This window comes from Jejuibacter sp. L23, from assembly GCF_050815825.1.
Classification (GTDB): Bacteria; Pseudomonadota; Gammaproteobacteria; order Enterobacterales; family Enterobacteriaceae; genus Jejubacter; species Jejubacter calystegiae.
Genome location: NZ_CP138199.1, coordinates 4,247,243 through 4,270,935 on the forward strand (window position 1 = coordinate 4,247,243; position 23,693 = coordinate 4,270,935).

Sequence of the window (23,693 nt, forward strand, 5' to 3'; positions counted from 1 at the left end):
GTCAGACGTTCTCCAGCGCCAGTAGCTCTTCAATGGTCTGGCGCCGACGGATAAGGCGCGCCTGACCGCCGTCGAACAGCACTTCCGCCAGTAGCGGACGACTGTTGTAGTTGGATGACATCGAGGCGCCGTAAGCGCCGGTATCGTGGATCACCAGCCAGTCACCCGGCGCGACCGACGGCAGCAGGCGAGTTTCCACCATGCCCCCTTCCAGCTGGGTAAAGACATCTCCTGATTCACACAGCGGCCCTGCCACCACGGTTTCCTGCGCGGGCGCGGCGCTAAGATCGCGACCATCCGCCGCCAGCGTCGAAATATCATGGTAGCTGCCATACATCGCCGGGCGCATCAGATCGTTAAATCCGGCGTCCACCAGCACAAAGTGGCGCGAGCCCATCTGCTTAACGCTGCGCACCTGGGTCATCAGTACACCGGCTTCGGCTACCAGGAAGCGCCCCGGCTCGATCTCCAGCGTGACCGGGTGCCCCAGCCGTTCGGCTATCCGATCCCGGGCCGCGCTCCACAGCCCGTAGTAGTGCCCGGTATCCACCGACGCTTCGCCGTCGCGATAGGGAATCGACAGACCGCCCCCCGCAGAGATGGCTTCCAGATCCTGACCCACAGACAACACCAGATCGACCATGGCACCGCACACCTGCTCCAGATGCCCGTAATCCACCCCGGATCCGATATGCATATGGATGCCCACCAGTCGCAGGCCATAACGCTCGATGGTCGCCAGCGCCAGCGGCAGATCCTGATGCCAGATACCGTGCTTGCTGTTTTCACCGCCGGTGTTGGTCTTCTGGCTGTGGCCGTGACCGAAACCGGGGTTTACCCGCAGCCAGACCGGATGGCCGGAAGATACCTGACCAAGCTGCTCCAGCATATCCACCGATCCCGCATTAACCGCAATGCCCAGCTCGCTGACCCGTGCCAGTGTCGGTTCATCGATCAGATCGGCGGTGAAGACGATCTCCGCTGGGGTATACCCTGCCGTCAGCGCCCGTTCGATCTCCCCCAGGGAAACCGAATCCACCCGCACGCCCTGCTCTCGCATCAGGCGCAGAATATGGGTATTGGAGCAGGCCTTCTGGGCAAAGCGAATCACGTCGAACTGGCGCAGTTTGGCTATCTGACCGCGGATAATATCCGCGTCATAAACCCAGAGCGGGCCGCCGAAGCGGGAAGGCAGCGTCAGCAGCGTAGCGGCATTAAGCGCGCTGTCGGTATGGTCAAGAGAGTGTGGCACGGAACAACCTCCGGAAATTCATTTCCTCCATTACGCCACAGCCGGAGCCTAATAAAAAATATCGTTTTCTGCCCTGTCTATGCAAAAATGATATGGTTTATAAGACCCGGCCATCAGGCGTTATTGATGCCGACAGTTGCAACACGGACAGCGCGCTGGAACCGGAGCGTACACGTAGTACGTGAGGATTCCGAGCACTGCCCAGGTTCAAAATGGCAAATAAAATAGCCTGATGGACAGTCTTAACGGAGAGAAACCATGCCTGCCATCAACCTGCGCCAGATCGAAATCTTTCACGCGGTCATGACCGCCGGAAACCTGACCGAGGCCGCACGACTGCTGCACACCTCCCAGCCGACGGTCAGCCGCGAACTGGCACGCTTTGAAACGTTGCTGGGGCTTCAGCTCTTTACGCGGGCCAGAGGGCGCCTGCATCCCACGGTACAGGGGCTGCGGCTGTTCGAAGAGGTGCAGCGTTCATGGTATGGACTGGACCGGATTCTCAGTACGGCGGAGAGTCTGCGCGACTTCCGCCAGGGCGAGCTTTCCGTTGCCTGCCTGCCGGTATTTTCCCATTCGCTGCTGCCGGAACTGGTACAGCCCTTTCTGGCCCGCTACCCGGAACTGAGTCTGAGCATCGTGCCCCAGGAATCACCGCTGCTGGAGGAGTGGCTTTCCGCCCAGCGCCACGATCTGGGACTGACCGAGACCGCCACGGCCCCCGCCGGTACCGAACGTATTCCTTTGCTCACGCTGAATGAGGTTTGCGTACTGCCCGCCGGACATCCACTGACCGCAAAGGCGCAACTGACGCCTGGCGATTTCAGCGGTGAAAACTATATCAGCCTGTCGCGCACCGACAGCTATCGCCAGCTACTGGATTCGCTGTTCCAGCAGCACGAGGTACGGCGCCGGATGGTGGTGGAAACCCACAGCGCCGCTTCGGTCTGCGCCATGGTGCGCGCCGGGGTGGGCGTGTCGGTAGTGAATCCACTAACCGCGCTGGAATACGCCGCCAGCGGCGTGGTAGTGCGGCCATTTAGCATTGAAGTGCCCTTTACCGTTAGCCTGATTCGCCCACTACACCGCCCGGCCTCGGCGCTGGTCGATGCCTTCTGCGCTCATCTGGCAAGCGGGGCAGCGCAATCCATAAAAGCGGCGCTGAAACTACCGTAAAAGCGGTGTCTTGCGGCATTAACATAAAGACGAGACCAGGCGTTTACGGGGGCTCTGTTTAGGTGAAAAGTGGGCCACGTTACATGCGTCCGGGCATGTTGACACCTACCGCAAGCGAAGGTAACCTCCGCGTCAGACATTTCAGGCTACCTGAATTGCGTAAGCGTTAACGTCAACCAACGCATGACTTACGATCGCACCAAAGTATCGTATTTGCAGGGTTGACTTAATATGTCTGTCATATCAGATAAAACCTCACTCGCTAAAAACCCCTTTTTCTCACTGACTTTAGTCGGTGTTTTGCTGATAGCCACGAATCTGAGGGCGCCAATTACCGCTCTGGGTCCGGTTATTCATGAAATTGCTGCTTCGTTTAATTTATCAGGCTCTGCCATGGGCCTGCTTAACGCACTGCCGTTACTCATTTTTGCCCTTGCCTCCCCTTTTGCACCGGTACTCACTCGCCGGATTGGTCTTGAGAAAGCGCTTTTAATGGCACTTGTGTTGATAGCTGTGGGATGTCTGGCCCGCTCGCTGTCAGGGCTGACCGGTCTATGGTCCGGCACTTTTATGACCGGGCTTGGGATCGCCATTGCGAATGTGCTGGTAGTGCCATTAGTCAAACGAGATTTCCCTGACCATACTGCACGCTGCGTGGGCCTGTATGCCGCAACCATGGCGCTAACCGCAGCATTTTCAAGTGGCATTTCTGCACCGCTTTCAGGATTCAGCACCACGACATGGAAATTGTCGCTTGGCGTCTGGGTAATACCTGCGGCCATCGCTTTGGCTGTATGGATGAAGGTGTGTGCCAGAGCAAATCAGCAGCCCGCAACAACCGAAAAACCGCATATACAGGGGACTAAGTCTGTATGGAGAAGCGCCGTCGCGTGGCAGGTTTCAATGTTTATGGCCCTGCATACGCTGGTGTTTTACACGCTCATTGACTGGTATCCGTCAATGGCAAGCGAGCATGGCGTCAGCTCAACAGCGGCGGGTTTCCATCTTTTCATTTACCAGGCTGTTGCTGTTGTCGCCAATCTGTCTACTGCCGCTTTCATTGCACGTCTGAAAGACCAGCGATTGCTGGGGCTGATATGCTCATTATTTATTAGTGCTGGCATTGCCGGTCTTCTGGTCATGCCTGAGCTTTCCATTTTATGGCTCGTGCTTGCCGGTACGGGCGCGGGCATGTCCATGGTCACCTGTCTGACGCTCTTTGGCCTGAGAGCCCGGGAACACAATCAGGCGGGCCAGTTGTCCGGTAAGGCACAGTGTATTGGCTATTTGATTGGCTCCACTGGTCCATACCTTGCGGGCATACTGCACGGCCACACCCATAGCTGGCATTCCACGTTGGCAACTATGCTTTTGATTTCATTGGCTCAGGCCTGTTTTGCATGGCAGGCAGGTAAAAACAGGTTTGTTTAAGGGGTTGGACGCTTTTCAGTACTCCAGAGTGCCTGCACTACGGTGCAGGCCGGGGTTGGAACACATTACCCATTCTCTTTCTGTTCCATTATGGATACATTGTGGGGCACTATCGTAAAACACTCTCTTTGCAACAGGTAATATCAGCAATGGCACTGATCCCAAAAAACTACGCGCGGCTGGAAAGCGGCTATCGTGAAAAGGCACTGAAAATCTATCCCTGGGTATGCGGACGCTGCGCGCGGGAATTTGCCTATTCAAACCTGCGTGAACTCACGGTTCACCATATCGATCACGACCATACCAATAACCCGGAAGATGGCAGTAACTGGGAGCTGCTGTGCCTTTACTGCCATGACCACGAACACTCGAAGTACACCGAAGCCGACCAGTACGGCACCACCGTGGTGGCAGGGGAAGATGCGCAGAAAGACGTTGCTGCGGCCACCTATAATCCCTTTGCCGATTTAAAGTCGATGCTGAATAAGAAGTAGTAGCGGGAGTGAACATGATTCGCTCGGTGCTATAAAGACAGTCCGAAACCTTTCTCTTGCTATCAGGTGCCTCTCTGCCAGAGCGTCACTAGTCAGATGACAGAGCGGTTCCTGTAAGGGTATACGGTAAATTGACGAGGAGTTACTCGTTAAGTTCACTCAGTAGCCGATGACCCTGTTCTGATACGCGGTAGCGCGGTTTTGACTGCCCTTCGGTGTGAACAATATCAACTATGCCATGGTTAGCGAGGTTGGTTACTATATTCGCTACATTGCTGAAGCCGGGGATATTCCTTATAGCAAGAGTGCGATCCAGACTCATCCAGGTCCATTCAATGCCTTTCTCTGCCATTACTTTCAGGACATTAAGTTCAGTATTCGTTATCGTCATTTCAGTGCATCCGGATGGAAATGCCACACCGTTAAATCAGGTATGGGCAGGACCGATACCTGCCATTCCCCCTTCAACCCAACATAAAACTCACCGCTGCTTCGGCATGCAGCGCCGCGGTATCAAATACCGGCACCGGGCAGTCCTGCTGGTTCAGCAGCATACCTATCTCGGTGCAGCCAAAGATAACCCCCTGAGCGCCCTGGGTCACCAGCGCTTCGATAATCGCCTGGTAGTCACGCTTTGCACGTTCGCTAAACTGCCCCATGCATAGTTCGTCAAAAATCACCCGGTTGATCAGCGCCCGCTGTTGCTCGTTCGGGATCAGCGTTTCAATGGCGTAGCTGTCCTGCAACCGCCCACGGTAAAAGTCCTGTTCCATGGTATAGCGAGTGCCAAGCAGTGCGATCTTTGTTAATCCACGACCCCGAATAGCCTCGCCGGTAGCATCCGCAATGTGGATAAATGGCAGTTCACAGCCCGCCTCAATGGCCGGGGCTACCTTATGCATGGTGTTGGTACACAGCACAATGCCCTGAGCGCCGGCCTGTTGTAGACCATTCGCAGCGTCGGTCAGTATCGCCCCCGCCCGCTCCCATTCACCCGAAGCCTGGCAGGCTTCTATCTCATGGAAGTCGACGCTGTGCAGCAAAATTTGCCCCGAATGCAGTCCGCCAAGGCGTTCCCGGATGCCCTCATTAATTAGCCGGTAGTAAGGAATGGTGGATTCCCAGCTCATGCCCCCGAGCAGCCCTATCGTGTTCATGCTTTCCCCCTTCTTATCTCAGATACTCTATATAACAGCAAAACCAACACGACAGCGATCGGCTTTCTGAACTCTTGCCCCCCGCGGAGCTTGCTTTTTTCAGCCGCTTGCATAAATTAATTGAAACATTGTTTCACTAATAAGGATAACCACCGATGTTTACCTTTTACGACCAAACCACTCTGGAAGATCTGGGCGATGGCGTTAAGCGTCGCATTCTGGCGCACGACGGCAAAATGATGGCGGTAGAGGTCAGCTTTGAAGCGGGTGCCGTGGGGCCGATGCATAATCATCCCCACGAACAGCTGACCTATGTGCTGTCCGGCGAGTTTGATTTCACTATTGGCGATGAAACCCACCGCGTCCGCGCCGGCGATACCCTGTATAAGGAGCCACACATCATGCACGGCTGCGTCTGCATCAGCGCAGGCAAACTGCTCGATACCTTCACGCCCGTGCGCGAAGATTTTCTGGATAAATAACGCCTCCGGCGCCAGGTCAGATCTGGCGCCTGTTTTTCCGTTTCCTCCCCGTCTGGTTCAGCATTTCCCCCCTGCCCTTTGAACGCTGATAGCGGAAAAAACCACGTCCCCATCAAATTATTGAAACAGCGTTCCGACATCGATCACATTTCCACTATCCCACGCATGACGCCGTTACAAATAGCAATAAACTGAATTAAAACGTCGTTTTATTTATTGGGAATGAGAGTTCATTTTTCCTGGCATGGTACAACGGCGGTGCCGGACAACAGAATCAGATTAAGGAACAATATCTTTGTTTTCAAAAGACTATACAAACACAGAACCACAGCTACGGCGCATGGGGCCGCTTCCAGAAGCGAAACGGCACAGGGCGCCGTCTCTTGTAACAAAAGTTTTTAAACTTAACTGCCAGGTAGGTATGTATGAATGAAAACAAGCTGCTGGGACTGGCCTGGATATCACCCTATGTCATCGGGCTGATTATCTTTACCGCCTTCCCGTTCATTTCATCCTTCGCGCTCAGCTTTACCGAGTACGATCTGATGAACCCGCCAGAATACGTCGGACTGGAAAATTACAGCTATATGCTGACCGGGGATGACCTGTTCTGGAAGTCCATGGGGGTCACCTTCGCCTACGTTTTCCTGACCATCCCGCTAAAGCTGGCGTTTGCGCTGGGTATCGCTTTTGTCCTTAACTTCAAGCTGCGGGGCATCGGCTTCTTTCGTACCGCCTACTATATCCCGTCGATTCTGGGTAGCTCAGTAGCTATTGCCGTACTGTGGCGTGCCCTGTTCGCCATCGATGGCCTGCTTAACAGCTTTATCGGCGTGCTGGGCTTTGACCCGGTGAACTGGCTGGGCGAACCCTCTCTGGCGCTGATGTCGGTCACCCTGCTGCGCGTCTGGCAGTTTGGTTCGGCGATGGTGATCTTCCTGGCCGCGCTGCAGAACGTGCCGCAGTCCCAGTACGAAGCCGCTATGATCGACGGCGCATCGAAATGGCAGATGTTTATGAAGGTAACCGTACCGCTGATCACGCCGGTTATCTTCTTCAACTTCATTATGCAGACCACTCAGGCGTTCCAGGAGTTTACCGCCCCTTACATCATTACCGGCGGCGGTCCGACCCACTACACCTATCTGTTCTCGCTCTATATCTACGATACCGCATTCAAATACTTCGATATGGGTTATGGCGCTGCGCTGGCATGGGTGCTGTTCCTGGTGGTGGCGGTCTTTGCCTCCATAGCCTTTAAGTCGTCGAAATACTGGGTCTTCTACTCCGCCGATAAGGGAGGCAAAAATGGCTGATATTCAACCCATTAATGATGTGTCGGGCAGCACGGCGGAACAGGAAGTCAAACGCACCCTGAGACGCGAAAAGATCAACGCCTGGATCCGCTACACCATTCTGATCGCGGTCGGACTGCTGATGCTCTATCCGCTGGCATGGATGTTCTCGGCGGCCTTTAAGCCGAACCATGAGATCTTCACCACCCTGGGGCTGATTCCGGAAAATCCCACCACGGATGGCTTTGCCAACGGCTGGAAGACCGGTACCGAATACACCTTCGGTCACTATATGCTGAATACTTTCCAGTATGTGATCCCCAAGGTGTTGCTGACCATTATCTCTTCCACCGTGGTGGCATACGGCTTTGCCCGCTTTGAGATTCCGTGGAAGAAGTTCTGGTTCGCTACGCTTATCGCCACCATGCTGCTGCCGAGTACCGTGCTGTTGATTCCTCAGTACCTGATGTTTCGCGAAATGGGCCTGCTGGACAGCTACCTGCCGCTCTATCTGCCAATGGCGTTCGCCACCCAGGGCTTCTTTGTTTTTATGCTGATTCAGTTCCTGCGCGGCGTACCGCGCGACATGGAAGAAGCAGCGCAGATAGACGGCTGCAACTCCTTCCAGGTGCTGTGGTACGTGGTGGTGCCGATCCTCAAGCCCGCCATTATCTCGGTCGCACTGTTCCAGTTTATGTGGTCGATGAACGACTTTATCGGGCCGCTGATCTACGTCTACAGCGTGGATAAATATCCCATCGCCCTGGCGCTGAAAATGTCCATCGACGTGACTGAAGGGGCGCCGTGGAACGAAATTCTGGCAATGGCAGGCATCTCTATTCTGCCGTCCATCATCATCTTCTTCCTGGCTCAGCGCTACTTCGTACAGGGCGTGACCAGCAGTGGAATTAAAGGATAAGAGGGAACATCAACATGGCTGAAGTGATTTTCAACAAACTGCAGAAGGTCTACTCCAACGGTTTTCAGGCGGTACACGGTATTGACCTGACCATTGCCGAAGGCGAATTTATGGTGATTGTCGGCCCTTCCGGCTGCGCTAAATCCACCACCCTGCGCATGCTGGCCGGTCTGGAGACCATCAGCGGCGGCGAAGTACGCATCGGCGAGCGGGTGGTCAATAATCTGGCGCCCAAAGAGCGCGGTATCGCCATGGTGTTCCAGAACTATGCGCTCTACCCCCATATGACGGTGCGCGAAAACCTCGCTTTCGGCCTGAAGCTCAGCAAAATGCCAAAGGATGAGATCAAGCGACAGGTGGAAGAAGCGGCGAAGATCCTTGAGCTGGAAGAGCTGCTGGACAGGCTGCCGCGCCAGCTTTCTGGCGGCCAGGCCCAGCGCGTGGCAGTCGGCCGCGCCATCGTGAAAAAACCGGACGTGTTCCTGTTCGACGAACCGCTCTCCAACCTGGACGCCAAACTGCGCGCTTCTATGCGTATTCGTATCTCCGATCTGCATAAACAGCTGAAGCAGAGCGGTAAACCGGCCACCACGGTGTACGTCACTCACGATCAGACTGAAGCCATGACCATGGGCGATCGCATCTGCGTGATGAAGCTCGGCCATATCATGCAGGTGGATACCCCGGACAACCTCTACCACCACCCGAAAAACATGTTCGTTGCAGGCTTTATCGGCGCGCCGGAGATGAATATTCGCCCGTCCCGCCTGGTGGAAAAAGCAGGCCGCCTGCATATCACACTGGGCGACGAAAGCCTGGAGCTGGGGGCCCGCCATCAGCAGAAGCTGGCCGGTCATCGCGATGAAGAGATTTTCTACGGCGTGCGCCCGGAATTTGTCTCTGTTTCCGATGAACCGTTCTCACAAGGCGGCATTCGCGGCGATATGGTGCGGGTGGAAAATATGGGCCATGAATTCTTCGTCTACCTGAAGGTCGCGGGTTATGAGCTGACAGCGCGAGTACCTTCCGACGAGATCCGACCGATGCTAGACAAGGGGCTAAACCGTCAGGTCTGGTTCCGATTCGATATGGATAAATGCCATATCTTCGACGCAAAAACCGAACAGAACATCTCTCTGTAAAGGAGCCCTGAGATAATGAAAAAAATAGTCTTAAGTGCGCTGGTCACCTCTGCCCTGGCACTCAGCGCCCTGCCCTCTTTTGCGGCAGAGCAGGTCGATTTACGGATGTCCTGGTGGGGCGGTAATGGCCGCCACCAACAAACCCTGAAGGCGCTGGAAGAATTCCATAAACAGCACCCCAATATTCGGGTTAAAGCGGAATACACTGGCTGGGACGGGCACCTTTCCCGTCTGACCACCCAGATAGCCGGACGCACCGAGCCGGATCTTATGCAGACCAACTGGAACTGGCTGCCGATCTTTTCGAAAAACGGCAACGGGTTTTACGACCTTAACCAGGTGGGCGATGCGCTCGATCTTAACCAGTTCGATCCCAAAGAACTGCAAACCACCACGATCGATGGCAAGCTGAACGGGATCCCGATCTCTGTGACCGCCAGGATCTTCTACTACAACGATCAGACCTGGAAGAAGGCCGGTATCAGCTACCCCAAAACCTGGGATGAACTGATGGCGGCCGGTAAAACCTTTGAACAAAAACTGGGTAAGCAGTACTACCCGGTAGTACTGGAACACCAGGACGTGCTGGCGCTACTGAACTCCTGGATGGTACAGAAGTACAATCAGCCAGCCATTGACGAAAAGGGCAAGAAGTTTGCCTGGAGCAAAGAGCAGTGGGTCGAGTTCTTCCAGATGTACAAAAAGCTGGTGGATAGCCACGTGATGCCGGACAGTAAACACTACGCCTCATTCGGTAAGAACAATATGTATGAGATGCGCCCCTGGATCGAAGGCGAGTGGGCGGGTACCTACATGTGGAACTCTACCATCACCAAGTATTCCGACAACCTGAAGCCACCTGCAAAACTGGAACTGGGTGACTACCCGATGCTGCCAGACGCCAAAGATGCTGGTCTGTTCTTTAAACCGGCTCAGATGTTCTCTATCGGCCGCAGCACCAAACATCCGAAAGAGGCGGCGATTCTGATGAACTTCCTGCTCAACAGTCAGGAAGGGGTCGAGGCGCTGGGGCTTGAGCGTGGCGTACCACTAAGTAAAGCGGCGGTAGCACAGCTGACCGCAGACGGCACCATTAAAGATGAGGATCCGGCGGTGGCCGGGCTGAAGCTGGCGCAGTCGCTGCCGAACCACGTTACGACATCGCCCTACTTCGACGATCCGCAGATAGTCTCCCTGTTTGGCACCGCTATTCAGTATATCGATTATGGTAAGAAATCGGTGGAGGAGACCGCCGCCGACTTCCAGCGCCAGGGCGACCGTATTCTGCGCCGCGCCATGCGCTAATCCACTAATCCGGCTGACAGACCCCGTCGATTACGGCGGGGTTTTTTAATCCCTGAATCACAGGATTATATAATCTTTTAATCTCAGACCCTTTCCGATTCCCCAATTTCGATATACCGGATGCATAGTCCGGCGTGGGCCATCATGATGGAGACACCGTCGCCTTTAATCTTCGGCTCAAACCCGCTATCCAAAAAAAAGCCCCCCTGGCGGGAGGCAGAAGCACAACAAAGGTCAAAAAGCGTTTAGCGGGCCAGCCAGCCGCCGTCAACGGCCACGGTATAGCCATTTACGTAGTCAGAAGCGCTGGACGCCAGGAATACGATGGGCCCCATCAGGTCAGACGGCAGACCCCAGCGGCCCGCCGGAATACGTTCCAGAATCTCGGCGCTACGCTGTTCATCGGCACGCAGCTGCTGGGTGTTGTTAGTGGCCATATAGCCAGGCGCGATGGCGTTAACATTGATATTGTGTTTTGCCCACTCGTTGGCCATCAGGCGGGTAATGCCCATGACGCCGCTCTTGGAAGCGGTATAGGAAGGCACCCGGATGCCGCCCTGGAATGAAAGCATTGAAGCGATGTTGATAATCTTGCCGCCATTCCCCTGAGCGATAAACTGCTTCGCCACCGCCTGGGACATAAAGAAGACCGTTTTGATGTTCAGATTCATCACATCGTCCCAGTCCTGTTCGCTGAAATCGACTGCGTCCTGGCGGCGGATAAGGCCTGCGTTATTGACCAGAATATCGATATGACCGAACTCAGCTACCGCGCGCTCAAGCAGTTCCGGAATGGCATCGATTTTACGCAGATCGGCGGTCAGGCTCAGGAAGCGACGCCCCTGGGCAGTCACCTGTTCAATGGTTTCGGTCGGCTCAACGATATTGATACCGACGATATCGCAGCCCGCCTGAGCCAGGCCCAGCGCCATGCCCTGCCCCAGACCGGTGTCGCAGCCGGTCACGATAGCCACTTTGCCCTGCAGTGAGAATGAATCCAGAATCATATGATTTTCCTTAGTATCTGTCTGACCTGCCGCCTGGCAGGTAATCTTTTACTGATGCACGGCACCCCGCGCGATATCTGGTCCAGGTTCCGTCGGCAACCCCTGCTCACCTTCCCCTGCAAACCCCCTCAGTGGCCCCGTTACGTGGAACCAATCTTAACTGACAACAGCATACTATTATTCATGAAACTCGATTTCAATTTTAAATAAAACAATGTTTCATTTTATGTGAGCCAGGTTGGCGATCTTAGCTTTCCCCTGCCTCTTTAGGGTTAGCGCGCGATAGCCAGGTCCGGATAACCACATAATTTCGTATCAAAATGGTAAAGTGCGCGAACCATCACAAAAAATGAAACAATGTTTCTATAAATTAACACTATCTTTTTGATTATATAATTCGACGAGCTGGAAGGAGCGTAATATGGCTAAAGGAATGCGGGTAGACCTGACTTATCACGTCAGTCGCGACCCGGATACCGGCGCGGAGGTAACCCGTTTAACTCCCCCTGAAGTAACCTGCCACCGTAATTATTTCTATCAGAAATGCTTTACCCGGGATGGCAGTCACCTGCTGTTCGCCGGGGAGTTCGATGGCCACTGGAACTATTACCTGCTGGATCTGGCGAACAGGCAGGCAGTTCAGTTAACCGAAGGCCCGGGCGACAACACCTTTGGCGGTTTCCTCTCTCCTGACGATCGCTTCCTGTACTACGTAAAAAACGATCGCACCCTGTTCGAAGTCTCTCTGGAAACCCTGGCAGAGCGCGAGGTGTACCGCGTGCCGGATGAGTGGGTGGGTTACGGCACCTGGGTTGCCAATAGCGACTGCACCAAACTGGTGGGGATCGAGATCGCCAAAAGCGACTGGGTGCCCCTGAGCGACTGGCAGATCTTCCATGACTTCTTTCATAAAGGCCCCCACTGCCGCCTGCTGCGCGTCGATCTGCAAAGCGGTGACAGCGCTACGATCCACGAAGGCAAAATATGGCTGGGGCACCCTATCTACCGGCCGTTTGACGACAGCACCGTCGCCTTCTGCCACGAAGGGCCGCACGACCTGGTCGATGCCCGTATGTGGCTGGTCAATGAAGATGGCAGCAACGTCCGTAAAGTTAAAGAGCACGCCGAAGGTGAGAGTTGCACCCATGAATTCTGGGTGCCGGATGGCTCTGCGCTGATCTACGTCTCTTATCTGAAAGGGCAACAGGGACGCACCATCTTCCGTTTCGAACCTGAAAGCGGTGTGAACGAAGCGTTGATGCAGATGCCCGCCTGTTCGCATCTGATGAGCAATTTCGACGGAACGCTGCTGGTCGGCGACGGATCCGGCACCCCGGTAGACGTGAAGGATACCGGTGGCTACAGCATCGAAAACGATCCTTATCTGTATGTTTTTGATGTCGCGCGCAAAGCCTGGTTCCGGGTGGCGCGCCACGATACATCCTGGGAAACCTTCGCCAACAGCCGCCAGGTGACCCATCCACACCCCTCCTTTACGCCGGATGACAGTGCGGTGCTGTTTACTTCTGATAAAGACGGTAAACCGGCGCTCTATATCGCGAAGCTGCCAGCGCAGCGAGAAATGATGACTGCCTGAGTTTGCTGTTTTTTTCTGGCCTTGCCCCGTCGTGCTGCGATGGGGCTTTTTTTTGGTTCACCACCGGCAAGAAAAGTCTGAATTAGCGTCATCCCCATCTTTTGTAAAGATGATTCCTGGAAAACAGCCATCATGATGTGTCTCTCCGCCATCCAGAGGAACGCCCCTATGCACGATGCGCTATCAATATGGAACTGGGTCCTGAACCACCAAATCATTTTCTCGCTGGTGGCGATCGCCTTTATGCTGTTCGCCGGCTTTATCTCAGCAGTGGTCTGTAAATTCTTTCTGCTGAATATCGTCCGGCGCTTTATCCTGCACACCAAAAAGTCGGATCCCCACGATAAGGACATGCGCATTTCGCGCCGTCTGGCCAATATCGCGCCAGTGATTACCGTCTACTTTTTATCCCAGGTCATTAAGGGCCTGCCGGATCCCCTGCTGGATGCCATCCGTACCCTGTGCGGCGTGCTGTTTATTATTAATATCACCATGCTGGTCAATGAAATGCTGGATCTCACCAATTCAGCCTATATCAAAAAACACGGCGAGAAACACCACTCAATAAAGGGTTATATTCAGATAGCCAAAATTCTGGTTTCGTCTGTTGCCACCATTCTGGTGCTCGCTACGCTGTCCAACAAATCGCCGATTATCATTATTTCCAGTCTTGGCGCCGTAGCTGCCGTGCTGATGCTGGTGTTTCAGCATACCCTGATCTCCCTGGTCGCCAATATTCAGGTTTCCTCATCCAACGTGATAAAACCGGGAGACTGGATCGAGATGCCGCAAAATAACATTAGCGGCGAAGTGACCGATATCGCCCTGCATACCATTACCATCCGCAACTGGGACAACACCGTTTCCCGGGTGCCGACCAAGAATTTTATTACCGAGCCCTATACCAACTGGCAGCCAATGTTTGAGTCCGGTGGTCGTCGCATTAAGCGCAGCTTTTTTATCGATCAATCAAGCATTGTTTTCGCCACGCCCCTACTACTTAATCAGCTGCAAGAGATATCACCCGAAAAATATGTTGGGCTTGAAAACTGGCTGACCAGCCGCATGGAGGAAATTTCCGCCAGTCAGCTTATCAACCAGGGTATCACCAACCTTGGGCTGTTCCGGAAATATGTGCTGGAGTATCTGAAGCGGCGGACCGATGTGCGCAACGATATGTATCTGGTGGTGCGCCAGCTCAGCCCCACGGCGGAAGGATTACCGCTCGAAATCTACTGCTTTACCTCGAACGTGTTCTGGAGCGAATACGAAGATACCCAGTCGGAAATTTTTGAGTATATGTTCGCTACCGCCCGCTACTTTGGCCTGGAGATTTATCAGAAGCCGTCGGGCATCGATATGAAGAATATGATGGCGAAACGTAACAGGAATATCGCGGCCTGAGACCACTCCGGCGCCCCAGCGGAGAGTTCCGGGGCGCCGGCGGCAACATCAGAAGGCGTAGGCCACACCGACCCTCATACGGGTCTGGCGCTCATCAGTGGATTTACTGCCAGGTACGTTCCCCACCTGGAAATAAGGCGCCCAGTTCTGGTCGATTTTGTAGGCCAGCTTCACATCATATTCATCCGCCCACTTCTTATTGTCCGCCAGTACCTGATGTTCGCTGCGCTTGTAGAGATAGTTAAATTCAATGCGCCAGTCACCCAATACGTAACCTATCCAAAAATCGCCGCGATTGGTTTTATTATCCTCTTCATCTTTGTCGTTAGGATAACGGGTATATTCAAAACGATAACGCGCCGCCACATATAATCCGCTATTAAAGCTGTACTGTGCATGCAGATAAGGCTTGTAGATAGTACGGCTATCATTGCTTTCAATATTCGCACCGGGCGTAAGGGCAATATTTTCGGTCGCCTTCCAGCGCCAGCTAAGGGACTCTTCATGGCCATTACCGATAATATCGGTAAATGGCTGGTCTTTGTCAGTGCCGCCCGACTTCCATTTCGCTTCCACCCCGAAGCCGAGCCCATTGGCAAAACGATGTGAAACTGATACGCGATCGGCATTGCTTCCTGCATCAACATATTCATGGCGCAAATCTACGGTTACCGCCTGTGCGGTAAATGTAGCCCCACAGAGCACAGCCAATCCCAGAGTTCTCTTTAACATGAAAATCCCCTAATAAAATGGCGTTTCATTTTTATGAAATGTGATTTTATTTTTTACAGAATTTTATTTTAGTGATCGCGATCGTAAATATTTATTACACAGAAACAGAGGCCCACATTCGTGACTAGCCTCACCTTTAAAATGCATTATGTGATAAATATCCTGTCAGCGATCACAGATAGATGGGCAAAGATGGGTTTAATCAGGAGGGAATTTTCCGCTGGTCAGCGGTCACGCATAAGAATTGAAATAAAATAATTTACAATGAAATTGATATGCAGCTAACTAACTTTTCACTCATTCAACTCATCGTATCTGAATAAAAAAGCCGCCGCAGAGGTTATCTGCGGCGGCTTTATACCGGGGAAGAAAGGCTAATCTCGTTCGATAGCCAACGCCACGCCCTGACCGCCGCCGATACAAAGCGTCGCCAGCCCTTTTTTGGCATTACGTTTCACCATCTCATGAACCAGTGATACCAGAATGCGGCAGCCGGAGGCGCCAATAGGGTGGCCCAGCGCAATAGCGCCGCCGTTAACGTTAACCCGCTGCTCGTCCCATTCCAGCAGCTTATTGACCGACAGCGCCTGAGCGGCAAAAGCCTCGTTGGCCTCCACCAAATCCAGATCCTCAAGCTGCCATCCCGCGCGCTCCAGGCAGCGCCGGGTAGCGTGCACGGGAGCGATGCCCATCAGCGCAGGATCGACCCCAACGCTTGCAAAAGCGCGAATGCGCGCCAGTACCGGCAGATTCAGAGCCTCCGCCCGACTGGCGCTCATCATCATCACTGCCGCCGCGCCGTCGTTAATCGACGAAGCGTTACCTGCGGTCACGCTACTACCGGCAAAATCAAAGACCGGTTGCAGGTTCGCCAGCCCCTCACCAGAGGGATCCAACTGCGGCTGCTCGTCGGTCTCCACCTTCTCGCCCTGGTCATTCAGTACCGGCACGATCTCATCGCGAAAGCGACCGGCGTCAATGGCAGCACGCGCCTTACGCTGCGACGCCAGCGCGTAGGCATCCTGCAATTCGCGGCTGATACCGTACTCCCGGGCCAGATTCTCGGCCGTCACGCCCATATGGTAGTCGTTAAACGCATCCCAGAGGCCGTCGTGCACCAGACTGTCAATCAATTGATCGCCTCCCGGTAGCCCCCCATTATGGCTCTCCCTGAGCACCCGCGGCGCGCGACTCATATTCTCCTGGCCACCGGCGATAACCACTTCCGCCTCACCGCACTGAATCGCCTGGGTCGCCAGATGCAGGGACTTCAGACCCGATCCGCAGACATCGTTGATGGTGATGGCCGAAACCGACCACGGCAGTCCGCTGTTTAGCGCCGTCTGACGTGCCGGATTCTGCCCGGCGCCAGCGGTCAGCACCTGGCCGAGAATCACCTCATCTACGGACTGCGGATCCACGCCGGTACGCTCCAGCAGCGCCTTCACCACCACGCTACCCAGCTCGGTCGCCGAATGCCCGGATAAACCGCCCTTAAAGCAGCCGATAGGGGTTCGCACAGCACCGACAATCACCACATCTTTCATCTCTCTGTCCTTCTCCATTCGGCAGACAGGATTTATCTTAAACACATTGTTATCAAATTTTTCTGCAATTGTTGAAAAATTTGAGAGATATCACACGCAAAATGTTATGAATCGGTAAGAAAGAGGCGGCGCCGGCCGGCGCCGCAGCAGAAGAAAAGCGTTAGTGATGTGTTTTGAGGGGGGCTTCGCGAATCAGCCATGAGAGGACAAACGCCAGTACCATTACCGCGGCGGCGACCAGAAAGGCGGCATGAATAGCGGCGCCAAAGGACTGAAGATAGTCATGACGCAATGCCTCAGGCAGGTGATGAATCGCCGCAGGATTCAGCTCACGCGGCAGTACCGCCCCTTCAGGCAATAGTCGGGAGAGGTTATTGTTCAGCACCCGGGTAAAGATGGCGCCAAACAGCGCAACCCCGATAGAGCCCCCGACCGAGCGAAACAGCGTCACCCCGGAGGTGGCCACGCCGATCTGCCCGGCCCCTACGCTGTTCTGCACCGCCAGCACCAGAACCTGCATCACCAGACCCAGCCCCATTCCCAGCAGACCGGTATAGAGCCAGAGCGCCCAGCTGGAAGAATCATTGGTCAGCCGGGTCAGCAACGCCATGCCGATCGATGCCAGCAGCGTTCCCAGTAAGGGGAAGATGCGATAGCGGCCGGTACGGCTGATAATGCGACCGCTCAGGGCCGAGGTCACCAGCAGTCCGCCCATCAGCGGCAGCAGCTGCAGCCCCGCCTCGGTCGGCGTTGAGCCTTTCACCACCTGCAGCCAGAGCGGCAGGAAGGTTACTGAACCGAATAGCGACATCCCGATGATAAAACCCACCAGACTGCACACTGCAAAGCTGCGATTACGAAACAGCGCTAGCGGAATAATCGGCTCTTTCGCCAGCCTCTCTTCATAGATAAATCCGGCAATCCCCACCAACCCGAAGGCCAGAATGCACCACAAGCGCGGCTCATCCCAGCCGTAGACGCTGCCCCCTTCGCTGGTGAACAGGATAATGCTAAGCAGCGCCAGGCTGAGCCAGAAGGCGCCCAGATAGTCGATCTCATGACGTGCCCGACGTTCGCCCCCCTGAAAAACGGCGCCGATCACGACCAATGCAAACAGCCCAAGCGGCAGGTTGATATAGAAGATCCAGCGCCAGGAAGCGTGCTGGACGATAAAACCGCCCAGCAGTGGCCCCACAACGGTTGCCAGACCGAATACGCCACCAAACAACCCCTGGTAGCGACCGCGACTGGCGGGCGGCACCACATCCGCCACCGCCGCCATGCTGACCACCATCAGACCGCCGCCGCCCAGCCCCTGCAGGGCGCGCATCAACACCAGTTGGGTCATATTCTGCGCCAGACCGCACAGTACCGAGCCCAGCAGAAACAGCGCAATCGCAATCTGCAACACCCGCTTGCGACCGAACAGATCGCCAAACTTGCCGTACAGCGGCACCACAATGGTGGAAGAGAGAATATAGGCGGTCACCACCCAGGAGAGCTTATCCAGCCCACCCAGCTCACCAACAATGGTCGGCAGCGCGGTAGAGACAATGGTCTGATCCAGGGCGGACAGCAGCATCACCAGCAGCAGCGCGCTGAACAGCAACCGGATCGAAGGTGCGCCGCCGGTCGCCTTACCTTGCCGGTGCGTTATACTTTGTGCGCTCATAACCCTAACTCATTTGAAATTAATTAACCGAATAATTAATATTCAGATAATGATGTCGCGGAGTCAATGGATACCGTTATTATGACAGCACTGAAAGTCAACGCGACGGCCGCAGGTCGTCGGCCAGGGCGCCCCAGGGGCCAGACCAAAAGTCACGATCGCCGGGAGCATCTGCTCGATATCGCCCTGAATCTGTTTGCCCGCCGGGGCATAGCGGAAACCTCGCTGAACGCCATTGCGAAAGAGGCCAGTGTCACTCCGGCGGTGCTTCACTACTACTTCAACACCCGCGAACAACTGCTGGATGTGATGATAGAGGAGCGTTTTTTACCGCTGCGCAGTGATATCGCCGCCGTCTTTACTGCGCATGCTAACGCCCCCCGGGAAGCCATCCGCGCGCTGGTTCATAAGATCGCCGATGCGGCCCGGCGTCATCCCTGGTTCGCACCGCTGTGGCTCCAGGAAGTCACCAGCGATGCCGGAGTGCTGCGTCAGCAGATGTACGCCCGTCACGGCAGCGCCGAGCGACAGATGGCGCTGGATACCCTGCGCCGCTGGCAGGATGAAGGCAAACTGCACCGCGATCTTGAACCCGCCCTGGTGTTCACTTCGTTGCTCAGCCTGATTCTGGTGCCGCTGGCTGCCCAGAGCCGCCCCGCCCAGCCCGCGCTATCGGCGGAGGTTATCGAACGTCATGCCCTGATCCTGCTGGAATACGGTCTGAACGCCTGACCCGGACTATACTTAGTTCGGGCCTGCCCCACCGGCCCGACCAATCCCTTTAATCCGGAGAAAAACCTATGAAGTATGTCGACGGTTTTGTCGTCGCCGTACCCGCCGCAAATAAAGAAGCCTATCGGGAGATGGCTGCCAAAGCCGCCCCGCTCTTTAAGGAGTTTGGCGCTCTGCGCGTTGTGGAATGCTGGGCCGATGACGTGCCGGACGGCAATGTCACCGACTTTCGCATGGCGGTGCAGGCGCAGGAGGATGAAGAGGTGGTGTTCAGCTGGATTGAGTACCCTTCCCAGGAAGTTCGCGATGCGGCGAACCAGAAACTCATGAGCGATCCACGCATGAAAGCGCTGGGCGATGAAATGCCCTTTGACGGAAAACGCATGATCTTTGGCGGCTTTGTTCCCATTCTTGATGAATAGCTCCCAGGCGCGACCGATTTTCCCCCGGCGCGCCTTTCGTTTTTCCGCAGTGTAACCGTTATCACACACCGATGACTCTGCCATCATCGCACGGGTATCTCCGATGCCAGGCCATGATAATAGGCTTGTTCTAATCATGGATATTAATCTGAGGCAAACCACATACCACCTTATGTTTTATCGGGTTAACTATGCGGCTGAAAGTAGTCACCCAGGTTGATTCTTAAAGACTCATGTTTATCGGTATGTCAGACAATGAGAAATTTAATAAAAGTGTGAATCAGGTTACATTCAATTACAGTGGAAACGCTTACATTAGCCTCTGAATATCTGGTTGCCGTAGGAATAAAAGTCATGGCTAACATTGAACAAGGTTTAGGCCTTCTCGACATGGTGGTATTCGCAGTCTACGTTGCGATTATCATCGGCGTCGGCCTCTGGGTTTCCAGAGACAAAAAAGGCAAGCAAAAGAGTACCGAAGACTACTTCCTGGCGGGTAAATCCCTGCCGTGGTGGGCCGTCGGCGCATCGCTTATCGCCGCGAACATCTCCGCCGAGCAGTTTATCGGCATGTCCGGTTCCGGTTTCTCCATCGGCCTGGCTATCGCCTCCTACGAGTGGATGGCAGCGCTGACGCTGATTATTGTCGGCAAATACTTCCTGCCGGTGTTCATCGAAAAAGGGATCTACACCATCCCGGAATTCGTTGAGAAGCGCTTTAACAAGAACCTGAAGACCATCCTGGCTATCTTCTGGATCGCCCTGTACATCTTCGTTAACCTGACCTCCGTCCTCTACCTCGGCGGCCTGGCGCTGGAGACCATCCTCGGTATTCCGCTGATGTACTCCATCATTGGTCTGGCGCTGTTCGCCCTGGTCTACTCCATCTACGGCGGTCTTTCGGCGGTGGTCTGGACCGACGTAATCCAGGTCTTCTTCCTGGTCCTGGGCGGCCTGCTGACCACCTGGCTGGCGGTGCACTTCATCGGCGGCGACGAAGGCTGGTTCAGCGGTATCGCCAAAATGTACGAAGCAGCGCCGGGTCACTTCGAGATGATCCTCGATCAGAGCAACCCGCAGTACATGAACCTGCCGGGCATTGCGGTGCTGATCGGCGGTCTGTGGGTGGCGAACCTCTACTACTGGGGCTTCAACCAGTACATCATTCAGCGTACCCTGGCGGCGAAATCAGTGCCGGAAGCGCAGAAAGGTATTCTGTTTGCCGCATTCCTGAAGATGATTGTGCCGTTCCTGGTGGTGATTCCGGGTATTGCAGCCTACGTGATTACCTCTTCGCCGGAGCTGATGGCTAATATGGGCAGCATTGCGGGCCACAATATGCCGACCGCCGCCCATGCGGACAAAGCCTATCCGTGGCTGACCCAGTTCCTGCCGGCTGGTCTGAAAGGCGTGGTATTCGCAGCGCTGACGGCGGCTATCGTCTCTTCGCTGGCGTCGATGCTGAACTCCACCGCCACCATCTTCACCATGGATATCTATAAAGAGTACATCGACCCGAAAGCGGGCGATCACAAACTGGTCAACGTGGGCCGCGTCACTGCCGTTGTTGCGCTGATCGTCGCCTGTCTGGTAGCACCGCTGCTGGGTAACATTGGCCAGGCGTTCCAGTACATTCAGGAGTACACCGGTCTGGTGAGCCCGGGCATTCTGGCGGTCTTCCTGCTGGGTCTGTTCTGGAAGAAAACCACCAGCAAAGGGGCGATTCTGGGCGTGGTGCTCTCCATCCCGTTCGCGCTGTTCCTGAAGTTTATGCCGCTGAACATGCCGTTTATGGACCAGATGCTCTATACGCTGCTGTTCACCCTGGTGGTGATTGCGCTGACCAGCCTGAGTACCTCTGAAGCCGACGACGACGAAAAAGGGATTGTGCTGACCGCCAAAACCTTCCACACCGAGCGGAGCTTCAACATTGCCGCTTACGCCATCGTCATCGCGCTGGCGGTAATCTACGCCCTGTTCTGGTAATCTGCCTGCAGGACGTCCGGCCCCGCACTGTGACAGGTGCGGGGCCTTTTTTATTCAGGAGTGTGTGTCGTCATGACGGAAGAACTGCTACCCAACATCGTCGCCTTTTTGCAGCCCATCAAGCCCTTTAATCAGCTTCCCGTGCCGGTGCTGCATCGGGTCGCAGAGCAGATGGCGATTCTCTATCTGGGCCAGGGCGAAACCCTGGATAAACCGACTGACGGCACCGGCTATCTCTACATTATTCGCACCGGCGCCATCGAACAGCGCCACCCCGACGGCAGCCTGCGGGCCCGGCTGGGGGATGAAGATATCTTTGGTTTCGGGCTGCTGCATGAATCCTGGCAGCAGCCCGCACCGGACTACAGCGTACAGGCCATCGACAACACCCTGATCTACCGTATCGGCTATCAGGCGCTGCTCGACGCCATCGCCGACTATCCAGAAGTGGTGTCCCAACTGGCGCTCAGCGCCTGGAGCCGAATGGAATCCTCGCTGAATGTGCGCTGGTCCGATCAGGAAAAAGGGCTGTTCTTCCGGCCGGTGGGGGATGTGGCTAACCGCAATATCGCCGTCGTCACACCCCAGACCCCCATCCAGGAAGTGGCGCGAATAATGCGCGACCAGGTCCGTACCTCCTGCGCCTTTGTGGTGGATGAAAACCGCACGCTGATTGGCATGATGACCGACAAGGACATGACCAAACGGGTGGTGGCCCGCGGCCACGATATTCGCCAGCCCATCGCCAGCGTAATGACCGACCAGTTGCATACCGTCTATCAGGACGAACTGGCGATTCGCGCCACCGGCCTGATGATGCAATACAACATCCAGAACATCCCGGTCATCGACCGTCAGCACCACGTCGTGGGGCTGGTCACGCCCCAGCAACTGGTGCAGAAAAACAGCGTGCAGGCGATATTTCTGATCGACCAGATTAGCCGGGCCCATAGCAGCGCGGAGCTCCAGGCGCTAACCCCTACCCGCCAGGCGATTTTCGAAGCGCTGGTGGACGGTAACGTCTCTCCTACGGTTATCGCCCAGGTGCTGACCATGATCTACGACGCCTTTACCCGGCGCCTGACCGAACTGGCTATCAGCTACCTTGGGGAGCCGCCCTGCGCCTGGTCCTGGATGGCGGCGGGCTCCCACGCCCGGGGCGAAGTGCACCTCTCTTCCGATCAGGACAACGCCCTGCTGCTGGACGACGGCGCCACTGACAGCGATCGCCACTACTTCAACCACTTTGCGATGTACGTCTGCAAGGGGCTCGCCGACTGCGGTTATACCCTCTGTTCCGGTCGCTTTATGGCGGTCACCCCCACCTGGTGCCAGCGTCTGACGGTGTGGCAGAACTACTACCGCAAATGGGCCACCAACCCGGAATACGAATGGCTGCTCAATCTGAATGTGTTTATCGAAATCCGCCACGTGGCGGGCGACGGCGGGCTGTTCCGGCAGCTTGATGACTATCGCCACCAGCAAATCAGCCGTAACGTTAAGCTACTGGCGGCGCTGTTGCGTAACGCCCTGAGGGTGCGGCCACCGCTGGGCATCTTCCATAAACTGGTGCTGGAAAAAGACGGCGACAACAAGAAGGTACTCAATATCAAGCGCGCCGCCATCCACTGTCTGGTGGATCTGGTGCGTATCTACGCCCTGCATGCGGATATTGAAACGCTGAATACCGAGGATCGCATCCTGCAACTGGAGGATCGCCAGGCGCTAAACGAAGCGTCTGTCCAGGATATGCTCGGCACCTGGCGCTACGCGACCCAGTTGCGCTACCTGCATCAGCGTCTGGCCCTGAGCCGCGGCGAACCGCCTGACAACATGCTGGATCCCGCCCGCTTCGGCAGTTTCGAGCGCCAGCACCTGAAAGACGCCTTTAGCATCGTTTCCGGCTTCCAGGAGGCCGCAAAAATGAAGTTCGGAGGCTAA

Annotated in this window: 21 protein-coding genes; 14 read left to right on the forward strand and 7 right to left on the reverse strand. The window is 55.3% G+C overall.

Annotation, left to right across the window (positions count from 1 at the left end; genetic code table 11):
• Position 1 precedes the first annotated feature (1 nt).
• Positions 2-1,252: a diaminopimelate decarboxylase gene (gene lysA / locus SCU88_RS20380; protein WP_175340994.1), complete on the reverse strand. Its 1,251-nt coding sequence runs from the start codon at positions 1,250-1,252 to the stop codon at positions 2-4.
• Positions 1,253-1,510: 258 nt separating this feature from the next.
• Here lysA and SCU88_RS20385 point away from each other — a divergent pair, with 258 nt between their 5' ends.
• From SCU88_RS20385 to yajD, 3 genes are all read left to right on the forward strand, one after another.
• Positions 1,511-2,428: a LysR family transcriptional regulator gene (locus SCU88_RS20385; RefSeq protein ID WP_175340995.1), complete on the forward strand. Its 918-nt coding sequence runs from the start codon at positions 1,511-1,513 to the stop codon at positions 2,426-2,428.
• A gap of 231 nt (positions 2,429-2,659) precedes the next feature.
• Positions 2,660-3,859, forward strand: coding sequence for an MFS transporter (locus tag SCU88_RS20390; protein ID WP_175340996.1), 1,200 nt, complete (start codon positions 2,660-2,662; stop codon positions 3,857-3,859).
• Positions 3,860-4,008: 149 nt separating this feature from the next.
• Positions 4,009-4,353 (forward strand): HNH nuclease YajD, encoded by a 345-nt coding sequence (yajD, locus tag SCU88_RS20395; RefSeq protein ID WP_175340997.1) that lies wholly within the window; start codon positions 4,009-4,011, stop codon positions 4,351-4,353.
• A 142-nt stretch (positions 4,354-4,495) separates the two neighbouring features.
• Here yajD and SCU88_RS20400 read toward each other — a convergent pair whose 3' ends face one another.
• Complete coding sequence (locus tag SCU88_RS20400) at positions 4,496-4,744, reverse strand: MarR family transcriptional regulator (RefSeq protein WP_175340998.1); 249 nt, start codon at positions 4,742-4,744, stop codon at positions 4,496-4,498.
• A gap of 73 nt (positions 4,745-4,817) precedes the next feature.
• Complete coding sequence (locus tag SCU88_RS20405) at positions 4,818-5,510, reverse strand: amino acid racemase (protein ID WP_175340999.1); 693 nt, start codon at positions 5,508-5,510, stop codon at positions 4,818-4,820.
• Positions 5,511-5,665: 155 nt separating this feature from the next.
• On the opposite strand from SCU88_RS20405, the gene SCU88_RS20410 reads away from it, so the two are divergent.
• The 5 genes from SCU88_RS20410 (at position 5,666) to SCU88_RS20430 (ending at position 10,653) form a co-directional block, all read left to right on the forward strand.
• Positions 5,666-5,992: a cupin domain-containing protein gene (locus tag SCU88_RS20410; RefSeq protein WP_175341000.1), complete on the forward strand. Its 327-nt coding sequence runs from the start codon at positions 5,666-5,668 to the stop codon at positions 5,990-5,992.
• Positions 5,993-6,417: 425 nt separating this feature from the next.
• On the forward strand, positions 6,418-7,308 hold the full coding sequence (locus SCU88_RS20415; protein ID WP_138093277.1) for a carbohydrate ABC transporter permease: 891 nt from the start codon (positions 6,418-6,420) through the stop codon (positions 7,306-7,308).
• A complete protein-coding gene (locus SCU88_RS20420; RefSeq protein WP_138093280.1) occupies positions 7,301-8,206 on the forward strand; it encodes a carbohydrate ABC transporter permease in 906 nt (301 codons plus the stop codon). The genes SCU88_RS20415 and SCU88_RS20420 overlap by 8 nt, the downstream gene beginning before the upstream one ends.
• Before the next feature lie 14 nt (positions 8,207-8,220).
• Positions 8,221-9,348, forward strand: coding sequence for a sn-glycerol-3-phosphate ABC transporter ATP-binding protein UgpC (locus SCU88_RS20425; protein ID WP_175341001.1), 1,128 nt, complete (start codon positions 8,221-8,223; stop codon positions 9,346-9,348).
• 15 nt (positions 9,349-9,363) lie between these two features.
• On the forward strand, positions 9,364-10,653 hold the full coding sequence (locus SCU88_RS20430) for an extracellular solute-binding protein (RefSeq protein WP_175341002.1): 1,290 nt from the start codon (positions 9,364-9,366) through the stop codon (positions 10,651-10,653).
• Between the two features lie 245 nt (positions 10,654-10,898).
• On the opposite strand, the gene kduD is transcribed toward SCU88_RS20430, so the two are convergent.
• Positions 10,899-11,660 (reverse strand): 2-dehydro-3-deoxy-D-gluconate 5-dehydrogenase KduD, encoded by a 762-nt coding sequence (gene kduD, locus SCU88_RS20435; protein WP_138093289.1) that lies wholly within the window; start codon positions 11,658-11,660, stop codon positions 10,899-10,901.
• Positions 11,661-12,081: 421 nt separating this feature from the next.
• On the opposite strand from kduD, the gene SCU88_RS20440 reads away from it, so the two are divergent.
• The gene (locus SCU88_RS20440; RefSeq protein WP_138093292.1) at positions 12,082-13,257 is read left to right on the forward strand and encodes an oligogalacturonate lyase family protein; all 1,176 of its coding nucleotides are present in this window, start codon (positions 12,082-12,084) and stop codon (positions 13,255-13,257) included.
• Positions 13,258-13,425: 168 nt separating this feature from the next.
• Positions 13,426-14,661 carry a mechanosensitive ion channel family protein gene (locus SCU88_RS20445; protein WP_138093293.1) on the forward strand — a complete coding sequence of 412 codons (1,236 nt, stop codon included), beginning with the start codon at positions 13,426-13,428 and terminating at the stop codon, positions 14,659-14,661.
• 48 nt (positions 14,662-14,709) lie between these two features.
• Here SCU88_RS20445 and SCU88_RS20450 read toward each other — a convergent pair whose 3' ends face one another.
• From SCU88_RS20450 to SCU88_RS20460, 3 genes are all read right to left on the reverse strand, one after another.
• A complete protein-coding gene (locus SCU88_RS20450) occupies positions 14,710-15,393 on the reverse strand; it encodes an oligogalacturonate-specific porin KdgM family protein (RefSeq protein ID WP_175341003.1) in 684 nt (227 codons plus the stop codon).
• A 374-nt stretch (positions 15,394-15,767) separates the two neighbouring features.
• Positions 15,768-16,940 carry an acetyl-CoA C-acyltransferase gene (locus SCU88_RS20455; protein ID WP_175341004.1) on the reverse strand — a complete coding sequence of 391 codons (1,173 nt, stop codon included), beginning with the start codon at positions 16,938-16,940 and terminating at the stop codon, positions 15,768-15,770.
• 160 nt (positions 16,941-17,100) lie between these two features.
• Positions 17,101-18,612, reverse strand: a complete 1,512-nt coding sequence (locus tag SCU88_RS20460; RefSeq protein WP_138093302.1) for an MDR family MFS transporter — start codon at positions 18,610-18,612, stop codon at positions 17,101-17,103.
• An 81-nt stretch (positions 18,613-18,693) separates the two neighbouring features.
• Between SCU88_RS20460 and SCU88_RS20465 the strand changes: the two genes are divergently transcribed.
• The 4 genes from SCU88_RS20465 (at position 18,694) to SCU88_RS20480 (ending at position 23,693) form a co-directional block, all read left to right on the forward strand.
• Positions 18,694-19,344 (forward strand): TetR/AcrR family transcriptional regulator, encoded by a 651-nt coding sequence (locus SCU88_RS20465; protein ID WP_138093305.1) that lies wholly within the window; start codon positions 18,694-18,696, stop codon positions 19,342-19,344.
• Between the two features lie 68 nt (positions 19,345-19,412).
• Positions 19,413-19,766: a DUF1428 family protein gene (locus SCU88_RS20470; protein WP_175341005.1), complete on the forward strand. Its 354-nt coding sequence runs from the start codon at positions 19,413-19,415 to the stop codon at positions 19,764-19,766.
• A gap of 354 nt (positions 19,767-20,120) precedes the next feature.
• Complete coding sequence (locus SCU88_RS20475) at positions 20,121-21,752, forward strand: sodium/sugar symporter (protein WP_138093311.1); 1,632 nt, start codon at positions 20,121-20,123, stop codon at positions 21,750-21,752.
• A 72-nt stretch (positions 21,753-21,824) separates the two neighbouring features.
• Positions 21,825-23,693, forward strand: a complete 1,869-nt coding sequence (locus SCU88_RS20480) for a DUF294 nucleotidyltransferase-like domain-containing protein (protein ID WP_138093314.1) — start codon at positions 21,825-21,827, stop codon at positions 23,691-23,693.